We start from the raw sequence: 13,879 nt of genomic DNA on the forward strand, positions 1-13,879 counted from the left end.
AACCAACCAGTACATTTTGACTCCACAACCAATAAGAACTGTGGAGAAGCCTCTATGCCGCCCATCGTGCTGGTGCTCAACGGCCCCAATCTCAACCTGCTCGGCACCCGCGAGCCTGCCACTTATGGCCATGAAACCTTGGCCGACATTGCCGCCCTGTGTGGTCGCAGCGCCGACAAGCTCGGGCTGAAGATCGAGTTTCGCCAGACCAACCACGAGGGCGAATTGCTCGACTGGATCCACGGCGCCCGCAACCGCTGCGCGGGTATTGTGATCAACCCGGCGGCCTGGACTCACACTTCGGTCGCGATCCGCGATGCCCTGGTGGCCAGTGAAGTGCCGGTGATCGAAGTGCATTTATCCAACGTGCATGCCCGTGAAGCCTTTCGTCATCACTCGTTTGTGTCACCGATCGCCCAGGCCGTGCTGGCCGGGTTTGGCAGCCATGGCTACCACCTGGCACTGGAACATTTCAGCCTGACGCTGAAGGGACGCACCTGATGAAACCACGCATTCTCGCTGGCCTGATCGGCGCCGGCATCCAGGCCTCACGCACACCGGCACTGCATGAGCAGGAAGGCGACGCCCAGGGCTTGCGCTACCTGTATCGCCTGATCGACCTGGAGCCGCTGCACCTGGACCTCAACGCCCTGCCGGAATTACTACGGGCCGCCGAGCTGATGCACTTCACCGGTTTGAACATTACTTACCCGTGCAAGCAGGCGATTCTGCCGTTGCTCGATGAGCTCTCCGATGAGGCCAGGGGTATTGGTGCGGTCAACACCGTGGTGTTCAAGGACGGCAAGCGCATTGGCCATAACACCGACTGCCTGGGGTTCGCCGAAGGCTTTCGGCGCAACTTGCACAACGTACCGCGCCAACGCGTGGTGCAGATGGGCGCCGGTGGTGCGGGCGCGGCAGTGGCCCATGCACTGTTGGCAGAAGGCGTGGAGTACTTGAGCATCTTCGATGTCGACCGCACTCGCGCCCAGGACCTTGTGGATAACCTTGCCCAGCAGTTCGGCATCGGTCGCGCTCAGGTCGGCAGCCACTTGGAAAATGCCATGGCCGAGGCCGATGGCCTGGTGAACACCACGCCGATGGGCATGGCCAAGCTGCCCGGCACGCCTGTGCCTGCGGCGTTGTTGCGGGCTGAATTGTGGGTGGCGGAAATTGTGTACTTCCCGCTGGAAACCCAACTGCTGCGCGACGCGCGCGCCTTGGGTTGCCGTACCCTGGATGGCGGCAATATGGCGGTGTTTCAGGCGGTGAAGGCGTTTGAGTTGTTCAGCGGCGAAGTGGCGGATGCAGACAGGATGCTGGCGCACTTCCAGAGCATGAATATCTAGGGATGCAACCCCATCATGATCGTTCCCACGCTCTGCGTGGGAACGATCAGTTCTCAGGCTTGCAGGTAGCGCAACACCGACTCGCAAATCATTTCCCGATGGCGCTGCTTGATCGCCTCATCCGACAGTTCGATCTGGAAAATCTCGCTGAAGGTGTGCCGGTTGGACACCCGGTAGAAACTGAACGAGTTGATCAGCAAGTGCACATCCAGCGGCTCCAGCCCTTCGCGAAAAAGCCCCAACTCAGCCCCGCGGCGCAAGGTCTCCCCCAACCCTTCCAGGATTTTGCTGTTCATCGCCTTGATGGTGTCGGTGCGCTTGACGTACTCGGCGTTGTGGATATTTTCGATGCTGACGATGCGCACGAAATCCACGTTCTGGTCATGGTGATCAAAGGTGAATTCCACCAACCGGCGAATCGCCTCACGCGGCTCCAGGGCCGTGAGGTTCATGCGGGTTTCGGTGTTGCGGATATCGCCGTAGAGCTTCTCCAATACCTCGACGTATAACTGCTCCTTACTGCCGAAGTAGTAATAGATCATGCGCTTGGAGGTATGGATCCGCTCAGCGATGGCGTCTACGCGAGCGCCGGCCAGGCCCTGTTGAACAAACTCGACAATGGCTTCCTGGAGAATATTCTCCCGGGTCTTTTCCGGATTGTTCTTGCGACTCTTGCGCGGTGCGTCAGCTACCGCGGGGAGATCGGGACTCGAGGTCATGGTGCGCTCACGGCCATTGTTGTGCAGGCGCTGATTATGGGCCGCGGCGCTCCCCGAAGGAAGCACCTGCCTTGCGGTTATAGCCGAGCCTGGCGTACCGCCCCACTGCGCGACTTGGCCATCGCCGCCAGACGCACCGCCACGTTGGCAGCGCCGTAGCCGGCATAGCCATTCTTGCGCTGGATGATCTCGAAGAAAAACCGCCCCTCGAACGCCTCGGTGTACACATGAAACAACTCACCGCCCTGGGCGTCGCGGTCGTACAGCACGTTGTAATACGCCAACTCACTGAGGAACTCATCGTCGAAATCGAAGCGTGCCGCCAGGTCGTCGTAATAGTTGAGCGGGATATCCAGCAACGGCACACCGGCCTCTTTGGCCCGGCGTACCTCGGCAAAAATATCCGCGCAATCGAAGGCAATGTGGTGCACGCCCGAACCGCGATAGCTGGAGAGCGCGTGGGAAATCGCCGTGTTGCGGTTTTCGGAGATATTCAACGGCAGGCGAATCGAACTGCAACGGCTGCGCAATGCGCGGCTTTTCACCAGGCCGTAGGGGTCGGGCAGGACCACTTCGTCATCGGCTTCGAAATCCAGCAGGCTTTTGTAGAACAACACCCAACTGTCGAGGCTGTCGGCCGGCAGCGCCATGGCCATATGGTCGATGCGCAGCAAGCCGCCACTGGCGGGTGCAGCCGTTTGCAGGTTGAAATCGGTGTCGTACAGCCCGCCTTCGCTGGGGTCGACCAGGTAAATCAGGCTGCCATCCGGTGCACGCACGGCGGCCAATTCCAGCTCGTTGGGGCCGACCAGGCCGCGATAAGGCTGGCCCTTGTAGGCCACCGCCCGCTCCAGGGCCTTGGCACTGTCCTTGACCCGAATTGCCGTGGCGCACAGCGACGGGCCGTGGGCCTCGAAAAAGTTGTGGGCGAAGGAATAGGGTTCGCAGTTGAGGATCAGGTTGATGTCACCCTGGCGCAACAGGCTCACATTCTTGGAGCGATGCTGGCCGGCCCTGGCGAAACCCAGGCGCTCCAACCAGTGGGTCAGTTTGGCGCCGAGGCTTTCGTCCACGGCAAATTCAAGAAACTCGATACCGTCGTATTCGCTGGCCGCCGGAGTTTCAAACAGGATATCCACGGGCGCAGCGGGGGCTTCTTCAGCCAGGCGCTGGCGGGTTTTTTCTTCCAGGTACAACAGTGACCGCAAGCCATCCGCCGCATTCGCGCGGGTCGGCGCAGCGCGGAAACCGTCATTGAAAATTTCCAGGGACAACGGCCCGGTGTAGCCACTCTGGATGATCGGCGCGAGAAAGCCCGCCAGGTCAAATTCGCCCTGGCCTGGGAAGCAGCGGAAATGCCGGCTCCACTCCAGCACATCCATGGCCAGGATCGGCGCGTCGGCCATTTGCACAAAGAAAATTTTGTCGCCGGGGATCTGCGCGATGCCACTCGGGTCGCCCTTGAGCGACAAGGTGTGAAAGCTGTCGAGCAACACGCCCAGGCTTGGGTGATCGACCTGGCGCACCAGGTTCCACACCTGTTGCCAGGTGTTCACATGCTTGCCCCAGGCCAACGCTTCATAGCCGATGCGCAGGCCGCGCTTGCCCGCATGTTCGGCCAGCAGGCTCAGGTCATCGAGCAGAATGCGTTCGTCGCCCACGCTGTCGGCCGAGGCGTTGCTGCACACCAATACCAGATCGGTGCCCAGCTCCTGCATCAAGTCAAACTTGCGTTCGGCACGCTCCAGATTGCGTGCCAGGCGATCACGGCGGCAGCCTTCGAAGTCGCGAAACGGCTGGAACAGGGTGATGGCGATGCCGAGGTCGGCGCACATCTGCCGGACTTCCCGAGGGCTGCCGTCGTAATACAACAAGTCGTTCTCAAAGATCTCCACCCCATCAAACCCGGCGGCGGCGATGGCTTCGAGTTTTTCCGGCAGGGTGCCGCTCAAGGACACAGTGGCAATAGAACGTTGCATGGAAGACTCCCGGCAATTGTTGTTTGTGGCAAATTATTCGCCCCCAGCCTACAGGCAGCAATTAAAATGTACGAACCGGTTAGTTTTTGGTGCGATTATCGAACACTAAGCCTCTTTGGCGAATTGACGACTTTTTAACCACTGCGCACCATCGACCGGGCAATTCGCTCACGCAACAAAGACCCAGAACACACCATAAGAATTTCAAAAAACGGGTACAAACCTCATGCCTCTGCAAAATTCAGCCCTGGCCGCGCGCCCGGGCAACCCGCACGCCGGCATCGGCGACAAGATCCGCGGTGCCCTGGCCGTGGGTAAAACGCGCTGGGGCATGCTGGCCCTGGTGTTCTTTGCCACCACCTTGAACTACATCGACCGCGCCGCCCTGGGCGTGATGCAACCGATCCTCGCCAAGGAAATGAGCTGGACGGCGATGGACTACGCCAACATCAACTTCTGGTTCCAGGTCGGCTACGCCATCGGCTTTGTGCTGCAAGGCCGCCTGATTGACCGGGTTGGCGTCAAGCGCGTGTTCTTCTGCGCCGTGCTGCTGTGGAGCCTGGCCACCGGCGCCCATGGCCTGGCCACCTCGGCGGTCGGCTTTATGGTCTGCCGGTTTGTCCTCGGGCTGACCGAAGCCGCCAACTACCCGGCCTGCGTCAAGACCACACGCTTGTGGTTCCCGGCGGGTGAACGGGCAGTGGCCACCGGCATCTTCAACGCCGGCACCAACGTCGGCGCGATGATGACGCCCATGCTGCTGCCGTTGATCCTGCACGTATGGGGCTGGCAGGCAGCGTTCCTGTGCATGTCGGCACTGGGCGGTATCTGGCTGGTGCTCTGGGGCTTGAAGTACTACAACCCGGAAGACCACCCCACCGTTAAACAATCCGAACTGGACTACGTGCAACAGGAAGTCGAGCCGGAACAACCCCGCGTGCCGTTCAGCCGCATCCTGCGCATGCGCGGCACCTGGGCCTTCGCCCTTGCCTACTCGCTCACTGCGCCGGTGTTCTGGTTCTACCTGTATTGGCTGCCGCCGTTCTTGAACCAGCAATACAACCTGGGCATCAACGTGACCCAGATGGGCATTCCGCTGATCATCATTTACCTCACCGCCGACTTTGGCAGCGTGGGCGGTGGGATCCTGTCGTCATTCCTGATCGGCCGTGGGATGAACTCGATCAAGGCGCGGCTGTTGTCGATGTTGCTGTTCGCCTGCTGCATCGTCGGCGTGATCATGGCGGCCGGCTCCAGCCAGCTGTGGGTCGCGGTGTTCGCCATCTCCCTGGCCATCGGCGCGCATCAGGCCTGGACCGCCAACATCTGGAGCCTGGTAATGGACTACACGCCCAAGCACATGATGAGCACGGTGTTCGGTTTCGGCGGCATGTGCGCGGCCATCGGCGGCATGTTCATGACCCAGATCGTCGGCCACATCCTCACGGTGACCAACAACAACTACACGGTGTTGTTCACCCTGATCCCGGCGATGTACTTCATCGCACTGGTGTGGATGTACTTCATGGCGCCGCGCAAGATCCCGATGGTAGACGTTTAACTAACGCCGCCGCTGCTGCCAGGCAGCGGCCAACCCGCTCATGCAGATCACCCCGATACCCACCACCGTGGTCATATCGGGGGTATGGCTGAACACCAGCCAGCCCAACAACCCCGCAAACACGATCTGGCAATAGCCAAACGGCGCCAGCAAGGCCGGCGCCGCGAAGCGGAACGCCTGGGTGAGCATCAGGTGCGCGGTCATCCCGCAGGTGCCCAGCGCCAGCATCATCACCGCGTGCCACAACGTCGGCACTTGCCAGAAGAACGGCACCATCGCACTCATCACCAAGGTGTTGCACAGGCCGGCGAAGAAGTTGCTGGTAGTCGGGCTGTCGTATTGGCTGAGGATGCGCGTGAGCAACTGGTAGAAGCAGAAGAACAGCGCCGAGCACAGCGGCAGCAGTACCGCCGGGGTAAACAGCTCGCCGCCGGGGTGGATAATGATCACCACGCCGATAAACCCGCAGATCACCGCCAGCCACTGGCCACGGGTCACGTGCTCACCGAGCAACGGCACCGACAGCGCCGTCACCAGGATCGGCGCAAGGAAGTTAACCGCTGTAGCTTCGGCCAACGGGATGTAATGCAGCGCTGTGGTGAAGAACAGGCTGGTGCCCAACAGGCATAACGCCCGCACCACCTGCATGCCCGGCCGCTTGCTGCGCAACACGCGCAAGCCCGATTGCGGCAGGAAGATCCCGGCCATCAGCAAGGTGTGCACCATATACCGCGCCCACACCACCATCACGATCGGGTAAAACCCGGCCAGGTATTTGGACAAGGCGTCGTGGCTGGAGAACAGGAACGTCGCCAGCACAATCAGCAGGATGCCTTTGAACGGATGGTTGACGCCGGAGAGCGGGGTACTGACAGTCATTGAATTCTCTTGTGTGGCGAGCGGGACGCTGAGCGCTGAACCAAGTCGCGCTCAACCCGGTAATCTAGCAGCCGGGCCGGAGTCTGCCCCAAGAGCATAACCAAACACCGGGCGAACAGCGCACTAAATCGATGGATCCGAGTCCAACGCTGCACGCTCGCCCCGGCGTTGCACACTTTTTAACCAAGGCCTTGCCGCTATGAAAAAAATCCTCCTTGCCCTGTCTGCCCTCGCCCTGCTCGCCGCCTGCGATAAAACCCCGAAAGAAGCCCCCAAGCCCGCGCCCGCCTCCGTGCAAGCGACCCTGGTGCCCGAAACCCCGCCCACCGATAAATGGGTCGGCAAGTGGGTCGGCGTCGAAGGCTTGCACCTGACCATCGCCAAGGACGACAGCATTGGCCGCGGCCACTACCTTCTCACCATGCAATATGGCCTGGACGCCGATGACGCCGGCACCTTCAAAGGTGAGGCCGCTGAAGACGGCATCGCCTTCACCCGCCCCGACGGCCCGCAGTTGTTGCGCGCTGGCGATGGCGCTGCCACCGGCTTGAAGTGGCTGGCAGATAAAAAAGACTGCCTGATCGTCGCCACTGGCGAAGGCTATTGCCGTTAATACCGACCATAATCAATCACGGTTAGCACACAGAGGATTGCTCCCATGCTATGGAAAAAAGGCCGACGCAGCGACAACGTGGTGGATGCCCGTAACGACAGTGGCGGCGGCGGTGGCGGTATGCGCTTCGGCGGCGGCAAGGGCCTGAGCCTCACGGCCATCGTGCTGATCGTCGGCATTGGCTGGCTGACCGGCCAGGACCCGATGCAGATTCTTGGCCAATTGACCGGCCAGATGGAACAGGCGCCGTCGGTCAGCACCCAGCCGCGTCACGCGCCGCCAGCCAACGATGAGCAAGCCGACTTTGTGCGCGCTGTGCTGGGCGATACCGAAGACACCTGGGGCCAGGTGTTCCAGGAAAATGGGCTGGCCTATAAGAACCCGAAACTGATCCTGTTCCGTGGCCGGGTGAACTCAGCCTGTGGTGGCGCCACCTCGGCCAGCGGCCCGTTCTACTGCCCGGCTGACCAGCAGGTGTACCTGGACCTGGATTTTTTCCGGGAAATGTCGCAACGCTTCCAGGCCGCCGGTGATTTCGCCCAGGCCTACGTGATCGCCCACGAAATCGGGCACCACGTACAAACGTTGCTGGGCATCTCGTCCAAGATCCAGGCAGCGCGCCAACAGGGTCGGCAGATGGAAGGCGACGGTGGCCTGCTGGTTCGCCAGGAACTGCAAGCCGATTGCTTTGCCGGCGTGTGGGCCAACCATGCGCAAAAACGCCTGAACTGGCTGGAACCCGGTGATATCGAAGAGGCCCTGAACGCAGCCAATGCCATCGGCGATGACCGCTTGCAGCAACAGGGGCAAGGACGCGTGGTGCCGGACTCGTTTACCCACGGCACCTCGGCGCAACGGGTACGCTGGTTCAAGACCGGCTTCGCCCAGGGCCAGATCACTCAATGCGATACCTTCGCGGCCAAGAGTCTCTAAATGATCAAACGGTTGGGGTTACTGCTGGGTGTGCTCGTGTCCTGTTGCACCTTCGCGGCTGAACACGGCGTCAAGGTGGTCAGCCCCGATCGTTTTCATCTGGAGGCCGGCGACCTCAGCCTGGGCCTGAGCCAAAACTGGGGCCAGCCGCTGCCCAAGGTCACGCGCGCATTGATCATCGTGCATGGCCGCCTGCGCAATGCACAAACCTACCTGCAAAGCGGGATCGACGCCGCCGAGCATGCCGGGGTGGGCGGCAGTACACTGGTGATCGCGCCGCAGTTTCTCAATCAAGCCGACGTGAAACGCAACCACCTGGGCGACGAGGTAGTGCGTTGGAAGGGTAACGACTGGATGGCCGGCGAAGCGTCCACCGGCCCAGGGCAGATCAGCTCTTATGGCGCTCTGGACCAGATCATCAAGCACTTGGGCAACCGCAAACTGTTCCCGGCACTGAAAGAAATCGTGGTCGCCGGGCATTCCGGTGGCGGCCAAGTGGTGCAGCGCTTCGCCCTCACCGGCCACGACCACCCATTGCTCAATTCCGAGGGCATCCGCCTGCGGTATGTGGTGGCTAACCCGTCGTCCTATGCGTACTTCAGTCCGCAACGCCCGGTGACGTTCGACATTGCCAATTGCCCAGGCTTCAACGACTGGAAGTACGGCATGCAAAACCTGCCGGATTACGTGGGGGGCCGAGGTGCCCAGCAGTTGGAACAAGACTACGTCTCACGCGACATCACTTACCTGTTGGGCCAGCAGGACACCGACCCCAACCACCCGGCATTGGATAAAAGCTGCGAAGCCGAAACCCAGGGTGCGTATCGACTGCTTCGTGGCCACAACTACTTTGACTACCTCAAGCAGCGGCATCCGCAGTTGGGCCACCGGCTGGTAGAAGTGCCGGGGGTGGGGCATGACGGGGATAAGATGTTTACCTCGCCAGAGGGAGAAAAGGTACTGTTCGCTCAGTAGCACCTGAAGGAACCCCATCAAAATGTGGGAGCTGGCTTGCCTGCGATGACGGACTGTCAGTTGATAAAGTGTCAGCTGACCCACCGCTATCGCAGGCAAGCCAGCTCCCACATTTGCTCTCTGTCGCCCGGGTTAGATCATTCGGCGCAACGCCGCACAATCCTCGGCATGCCAATCCGCCAACTCCGGCCAAGGGTTCTCCGGCAAGTTCACCAACACCGTCCTGGTGCCCGCTGCCCGGCCACAATCCAGGTCAAAGCGATAATCCCCGACCATCACCATTTCGCGGGGTGCTACGTCCCAAGCCGCCGCCAGTTTCAGCAACCCACCGGGATCCGGCTTGTGCGGCGCATCATCGCGCCCCAGCACGTCCTCAATGGCAAAGCAGTCCGCCAGACCTATCGCCTCCAGGGTGATATGGGCCAGCTCCCGCGCATTACGGGTCAGGATCCCCAAGCGATAACCGCGCCCAGCCAATTCGCGTACCAGCTCAACGGCACCTTCGGCCGCAATGGAACCCAGCGCCAGCTCGCGCTCATGCTCCAGCAACCAGGCATGTTTGGCCTCCGCGACATCTGCCGGCAATGCCGCGAGGTGCGTGAGAATGTCGTCTTCAGGCGGGATCTGCAGCGCGACGCGGATAGCCGCAAAATCATGCACCGCCACCGTGAGGGTGCCGTCCATGTCGAACACCCAGTGCTTCACGTCGCAGAGGCTCATGCCCAATCCTTGCGATGGCGAATCAAACCTTCCTGGGTCACCGACGCCACCAGTTGCCCGGCGCGGTTGTACACGCTGCCCCGGGAGAAACCCCGGGAGTTGCCAGCCCACGGGCTGTCCATGGCGTACAGCAACCAGTCATCGGCACGCAGGTCGGCGTGGAACCACAGCGCGTGATCGAGGCTGGCGACTTGCATGTCTTTCTGCCACACGGTCTTGCCATGGGGCAGCAACGAGGTGGTCAACAGGCCGAAGTCCGAGGCGTAGGCCAACAGGTATTTATGCAACGCCGGCGTGTCCGCCAAGGCACCGTCGGCACGAAACCACACGTACTTGACTGGGTCGGACGGCTGCGGGTTGAAGGGGTCTTTTTCGGTGACCGGGCGCACTTCGATGGGCTTGGGGCACAGCAGCTTGTCGCGCATGTGCTCGGGGATCAGGTGCGCACGTTGCTGGGTCAGCTCCAGCTCCGACGGCAGGTTTTCCGGGCCCACTACCACCGGCATGGTGGTCTGGTGCTCGAAGCCTGCTTCGTCGTACTGGAACGAGGTCGTGCAGGTGAAGATCGGATTGCCCTTTTGAATCGCGGTGACACGACGCGTGCTGAAACTGCCACCGTCGCGCACGCGGTCCACCGAATACACCACCGGCAACGCGGCATCGCCAGGGCGCAGGAAATAACCATGCAGGGAATGCACATGCCGAGCTTCTTCTACGGTCTGGCTGGCCGCCGACAGCGACTGGCCGAGCACTTGGCCGCCGAACAGTTGGCGAAAGCCCAGGTCCTGGCTGCGACCGCGAAAGAGGTTTTCCTCGATCGGCTCCAGGGTCAGCAAGTCCACCAGATCTTCCAATACTTGGCTCATTGAAACTCTCCTCAAAGCAAAACGGTATCCACCTGTAGGAGCGAGCTTGCTCGCGAAGGTCGTTAACGATGACGCAGCGCTTCTGGTTTACCGCAGCGCTCTTGCGATCTTCGCGAGCAAGCTCGCTCCTACGGGTTTCTGTTGAGCATGACCGCCTGCTTATCCGTGCAGCGTGTCCAACCATTGGGCGCGGGTGATGCGGTACAAAACGTGAGGGCGCAGCGGGTCACCGGCTGCGACTTTCGGGTGTTCAAAATCTGCCTGCGGATCGTAATGCATACCGATGGCCTGCATGACTTTTTGTGAGGGCAGATTGGCTTCAGTGGTGAAGGCCAGGATTTCGTCCAGTTGCAAGCGGTCAAAACCACAACGCAACGCCGTCCAGGCCGCCTCACTGGCATAACCCAGGCCCCAATGTTCGCGGGCCAGGCGCCAGCCGATTTCCACCGCCGGGGTAAAGCCGGCTTCGAAGCTGACATTCGCGAGGCCCGTCAGGCCGATAAATTCACCGGTGTCCTTGCGCTGCAAAGCCCAGAACCCAAAGCCATATTCAGCAAAATGCCCGCGAATCCGGCCGATCAACGCTGCGCTCTCCAAGTGGCTCAATTGAGCCGGGAAGTAACGCATTACCTGCGGGTCGGCGCACATGCGCGCAAAGTCCGGCAGGTCGCTGTCGCGCCATTGGCGCAGCACCAAGCGTGCACTTTCCAATTCCAGTATCGGCTCCATGGGGCCCCCCTGCCTTGCCATGTGCGTGAGTGTACAGCGCTGTTAAGATCCGTCGCAGGTTCCCGTCAGAAAATCCCATGCCCTTGCCATTGATCTACCACGAAGACTACAGCCCTGAGTTCCCGGCGGACCACCGGTTCCCCATGGACAAGTTTCGCCTGTTGCGTGACCACCTGGTGGACAGCGGCCTGACCGAAGACAGCCAATTGCTGCGCCCGCCGCTGTGCCCGGCAGACATTTTGGCCCTGGCCCATGAACCTGGGTATATCGAACGCTACATGAGCGGCGAACTGTCCCGCGAGGACCAACGCCGCCTCGGCCTGCCGTGGAGCGAAGCCCTGGCCCGGCGCACGGTGCGTGCGGTGGGCGGCTCGATACTGGCGGCCGAACAGGCCCTTGAACATGGCCTGGCCTGCCATTTGGCCGGTGGCACCCATCACGCCCACTACGACTATCCGGCGGGCTTTTGTATTTTTAATGACCTGGCGGTGATCAGCCATTACCTGCTGGCCAGCGGCCGGGTCAATCGCGTGCTGATCTTCGATTGCGACGTGCATCAGGGCGACGGCACCGCACGCATCCTGCACAACACGCCAGACGCCATCACCGTGTCGCTGCACTGCGAAAAGAACTTCCCGGCACGCAAGGCCCAGAGCGATTGGGACATCCCGCTGCCCATGGGCATGGGCGATGCCGACTACCTCAAGGTGGTGGATGACGCGCTCAACTACCTGCTGCCGCTCTACCAGCCGGACCTGGTGCTGTACGACGCCGGCGTGGATGTGCACAAGGACGACGCCCTTGGTTACCTCAAGCTGACAGACGCCGGCGTCGCCGCCCGTGATGAAAGCGTGATGCGCCACTGCCTGGGCCGCGACATACCGGTGATGGGCGTGATCGGTGGCGGCTATAGCAAGGACCGCCCCGCCCTCGCCCGCCGCCACAGCATCCTGCACCACAGCGCGCAGCGGGTATGGACGTCATCAGGCTGTCATTGAGTTGTGGGCGTTACCCACAATGCCTGTGGAACGGCCTGTGGATAACTTGAGCGTAAGCGGCTGCAAGCGTTTGACCGCATGGCCTGTAGGAAAGTGTACGTTTTTTGATCAGGCAGCGGCGTCGTGGTCGGGTAGAATGCTCGGCCTATTCACATCACCGTAGCCCTGCCCATGCCTCAGACTTCTGCCCACCACGTCTCCATTATCGGCGGCGGCCCCGCCGGGCTGATGGCCGCCGAAGTCTTGAGCCAGGCTGGCGTGCGCGTGGACCTGTACGACGGCATGTCGTCGGTGGGGCGCAAGTTCCTGCTGGCAGGCGTGGGCGGCATGAACATCACCCACTCCGAGGCTTACCCGGCGTTCCTGTCGCGCTACGCCGAACGCGCGCCGCACATGGCGCCGCTGCTGCGCAACTTTGGCGCCGAGGCGTTGTGCGAATGGATCCATGGCCTGGGTATCCAGACCTTTGTCGGCACCTCCGGCCGCGTATTTCCTACCGATATGAAAGCCGCGCCACTGCTGCGCGCCTGGCTCAAGCGTCTGCGGGAGCAAGGTGTGGTTATCCACACCCGTCATCGTTGGACGGGTTGGAATGACAAGGGCGATTTACTTATCCACAGCCCGGACGGCGAAAAAGTTGTCCACAGCGACGCTGTGCTGCTGGCCCTGGGCGGCGGCAGCTGGTCGCGATTGGGCTCCGACGGTGCATGGCTCAACCTGTTTGAAGGCAAAGGCCTGCCCTATGTGAGGCTGCAACCGAGCAACTGCGGGTTTGAAGTGTCGGCATGGAGCGAGTTGATGGTCAGCAAATTCGCTGGCGCGCCGTTGAAAAACGTCGCCATTGGCCTGGGGGATGACAAACCTCGGCTGGGCGAATGCGTGATCACTGCCACCGGTATCGAAGGCAGCTTGATTTACGCCTTGTCGGCGCCGATTCGCGAAGCGATCAACCGCGACGGTGCGGCCACGGTGCATATCGATTTGCTGCCCAGCAAGCCGCTGGACAAGGTGCAGGCCGCATTGGCCAAGCCCCGTGGCTCGCGGTCGATGAGCAAGCATTTGCACAGTCAGCTGGGGTTGGATGGCGTGAAAGCGGCGTTGTTGCGCGAGCTGACGCCTGCTGAACACTTCACCGACCCGGCGCAATTGGCGGTGGATATCAAGGCGTTGCCGCTGACATTGGTGAAAACGCGGCCGATGGATGAGGCGATCAGCACGGCGGGCGGTGTGCCGTTTGAAGCGCTGGATGAGCGGTTGATGCTCAAGCCATTGCCTGGGGTGTTTTGTGCGGGGGAAATGCTCGATTGGGAAGCGCCGACCGGTGGGTATTTGCTGACCGGGTGTTTTGCCAGTGGCCGGGCGGCTGGGCTGGGGATGTTGGAATGGCTCCAACGCTGATCGTTCCCACGCTCTGCGTGGGGATGCCGCCAGGGACGCTCTGCGTCCCGCTTTAGGTTCGTGACGCAGAGCGTCACAGGATGCGTTCCCACGCGGAGCGTGGGAACGATCAAATGCGGCCGATGGATGAGGCGATCAGCACGGCGGGTGGTGTCCCGTT

General features: G+C 61.4%; 14 protein-coding genes. 8 read left to right on the forward strand and 6 right to left on the reverse strand.

Annotated features, from left to right (window positions below; genetic code table 11):
- Positions 1-54 precede the first annotated feature (54 nt).
- Complete coding sequence (gene aroQ / locus AC1RAC_RS15200; RefSeq protein WP_019818037.1) at positions 55-501, forward strand: type II 3-dehydroquinate dehydratase; 447 nt, start codon at positions 55-57, stop codon at positions 499-501.
- Positions 501-1,349, forward strand: a complete 849-nt coding sequence (locus AC1RAC_RS15205; protein ID WP_054918058.1) for a shikimate dehydrogenase — start codon at positions 501-503, stop codon at positions 1,347-1,349. The genes aroQ and AC1RAC_RS15205 overlap by 1 nt, the downstream gene beginning before the upstream one ends.
- Positions 1,350-1,402: 53 nt before the next feature.
- Here AC1RAC_RS15205 and AC1RAC_RS15210 read toward each other — a convergent pair whose 3' ends face one another.
- On the reverse strand, positions 1,403-2,068 hold the full coding sequence (locus AC1RAC_RS15210; RefSeq protein WP_054896166.1) for a TetR/AcrR family transcriptional regulator: 666 nt from the start codon (positions 2,066-2,068) through the stop codon (positions 1,403-1,405).
- A 77-nt stretch (positions 2,069-2,145) separates the two neighbouring features.
- Positions 2,146-4,047, reverse strand: coding sequence for a 3-dehydroshikimate dehydratase QuiC (quiC, locus tag AC1RAC_RS15215; protein WP_034126936.1), 1,902 nt, complete (start codon positions 4,045-4,047; stop codon positions 2,146-2,148).
- 226 nt (positions 4,048-4,273) lie between these two features.
- Here quiC and AC1RAC_RS15220 point away from each other — a divergent pair, with 226 nt between their 5' ends.
- Positions 4,274-5,608 carry an MFS transporter gene (locus AC1RAC_RS15220; RefSeq protein WP_492616732.1) on the forward strand — a complete coding sequence of 445 codons (1,335 nt, stop codon included), beginning with the start codon at positions 4,274-4,276 and terminating at the stop codon, positions 5,606-5,608.
- On the opposite strand, the gene AC1RAC_RS15225 is transcribed toward AC1RAC_RS15220, so the two are convergent.
- The gene (locus AC1RAC_RS15225) at positions 5,609-6,487 is read right to left on the reverse strand and encodes a DMT family transporter (protein WP_003194370.1); all 879 of its coding nucleotides are present in this window, start codon (positions 6,485-6,487) and stop codon (positions 5,609-5,611) included.
- 199 nt (positions 6,488-6,686) lie between these two features.
- Here AC1RAC_RS15225 and AC1RAC_RS15230 point away from each other — a divergent pair, with 199 nt between their 5' ends.
- Genes AC1RAC_RS15230 through AC1RAC_RS15240 form a run of 3 tightly spaced genes read left to right on the forward strand, consistent with a single transcriptional unit; the run spans position 6,687 to position 9,008 of the window.
- Positions 6,687-7,100, forward strand: coding sequence for a lipoprotein (locus tag AC1RAC_RS15230; RefSeq protein WP_492616733.1), 414 nt, complete (start codon positions 6,687-6,689; stop codon positions 7,098-7,100).
- Positions 7,101-7,145: 45 nt separating this feature from the next.
- Positions 7,146-8,033 carry a KPN_02809 family neutral zinc metallopeptidase gene (ypfJ, locus tag AC1RAC_RS15235; RefSeq protein WP_089042495.1) on the forward strand — a complete coding sequence of 296 codons (888 nt, stop codon included), beginning with the start codon at positions 7,146-7,148 and terminating at the stop codon, positions 8,031-8,033.
- Positions 8,034-9,008 carry a hypothetical protein gene (locus AC1RAC_RS15240; RefSeq protein ID WP_089042496.1) on the forward strand — a complete coding sequence of 325 codons (975 nt, stop codon included), beginning with the start codon at positions 8,034-8,036 and terminating at the stop codon, positions 9,006-9,008.
- A gap of 132 nt (positions 9,009-9,140) precedes the next feature.
- On the opposite strand, the gene AC1RAC_RS15245 is transcribed toward AC1RAC_RS15240, so the two are convergent.
- From AC1RAC_RS15245 to AC1RAC_RS15255, 3 genes are all read right to left on the reverse strand, one after another.
- Positions 9,141-9,728 carry an HAD family hydrolase gene (locus AC1RAC_RS15245; RefSeq protein ID WP_034126933.1) on the reverse strand — a complete coding sequence of 196 codons (588 nt, stop codon included), beginning with the start codon at positions 9,726-9,728 and terminating at the stop codon, positions 9,141-9,143.
- Positions 9,725-10,594 (reverse strand): acyl-CoA thioesterase II, encoded by an 870-nt coding sequence (gene tesB / locus AC1RAC_RS15250; RefSeq protein WP_054896170.1) that lies wholly within the window; start codon positions 10,592-10,594, stop codon positions 9,725-9,727. The genes AC1RAC_RS15245 and tesB overlap by 4 nt, the downstream gene beginning before the upstream one ends.
- A 159-nt stretch (positions 10,595-10,753) precedes the next feature.
- Entirely contained in the window at positions 10,754-11,323 is a 570-nt protein-coding gene (locus AC1RAC_RS15255) for a GNAT family N-acetyltransferase (protein ID WP_054896171.1), read from the reverse strand.
- Positions 11,324-11,400: 77 nt separating this feature from the next.
- On the opposite strand from AC1RAC_RS15255, the gene AC1RAC_RS15260 reads away from it, so the two are divergent.
- Complete coding sequence (locus tag AC1RAC_RS15260) at positions 11,401-12,321, forward strand: histone deacetylase family protein (protein WP_492616734.1); 921 nt, start codon at positions 11,401-11,403, stop codon at positions 12,319-12,321.
- A gap of 171 nt (positions 12,322-12,492) precedes the next feature.
- The gene (locus AC1RAC_RS15265) at positions 12,493-13,719 is read left to right on the forward strand and encodes a TIGR03862 family flavoprotein (RefSeq protein ID WP_492616735.1); all 1,227 of its coding nucleotides are present in this window, start codon (positions 12,493-12,495) and stop codon (positions 13,717-13,719) included.
- Positions 13,720-13,879 lie beyond the last annotated feature (160 nt).

This window comes from Pseudomonas sp. GW823-FHT02F05, from assembly GCF_058797315.1.

Coding starts and splice junctions, on each gene's coding strand:
- AC1RAC_RS15255 (WP_054896171.1), bottom strand. CDS start 11,323: ATGGAGCCGATACTGGAATTGGAAAGTGCACGCTTGGTGCTGCGCCAA.
- AC1RAC_RS15210 (WP_054896166.1), bottom strand. CDS start 2,068: ATGACCTCGAGTCCCGATCTCCCCGCGGTAGCTGACGCACCGCGCAAG.
- aroQ (WP_019818037.1), top strand. CDS start 55: ATGCCGCCCATCGTGCTGGTGCTCAACGGCCCCAATCTCAACCTGCTC.
- AC1RAC_RS15245 (WP_034126933.1), bottom strand. CDS start 9,728: ATGAGCCTCTGCGACGTGAAGCACTGGGTGTTCGACATGGACGGCACC.
- quiC (WP_034126936.1), bottom strand. CDS start 4,047: ATGCAACGTTCTATTGCCACTGTGTCCTTGAGCGGCACCCTGCCGGAA.
- AC1RAC_RS15260 (WP_492616734.1), top strand. CDS start 11,401: ATGCCCTTGCCATTGATCTACCACGAAGACTACAGCCCTGAGTTCCCG.
- AC1RAC_RS15265 (WP_492616735.1), top strand. CDS start 12,493: ATGCCTCAGACTTCTGCCCACCACGTCTCCATTATCGGCGGCGGCCCC.
- AC1RAC_RS15220 (WP_492616732.1), top strand. CDS start 4,274: ATGCCTCTGCAAAATTCAGCCCTGGCCGCGCGCCCGGGCAACCCGCAC.
- tesB (WP_054896170.1), bottom strand. CDS start 10,594: ATGAGCCAAGTATTGGAAGATCTGGTGGACTTGCTGACCCTGGAGCCG.
- AC1RAC_RS15205 (WP_054918058.1), top strand. CDS start 501: ATGAAACCACGCATTCTCGCTGGCCTGATCGGCGCCGGCATCCAGGCC.
- AC1RAC_RS15225 (WP_003194370.1), bottom strand. CDS start 6,487: ATGACTGTCAGTACCCCGCTCTCCGGCGTCAACCATCCGTTCAAAGGC.
- AC1RAC_RS15240 (WP_089042496.1), top strand. CDS start 8,034: ATGATCAAACGGTTGGGGTTACTGCTGGGTGTGCTCGTGTCCTGTTGC.
- ypfJ (WP_089042495.1), top strand. CDS start 7,146: ATGCTATGGAAAAAAGGCCGACGCAGCGACAACGTGGTGGATGCCCGT.
- AC1RAC_RS15230 (WP_492616733.1), top strand. CDS start 6,687: ATGAAAAAAATCCTCCTTGCCCTGTCTGCCCTCGCCCTGCTCGCCGCC.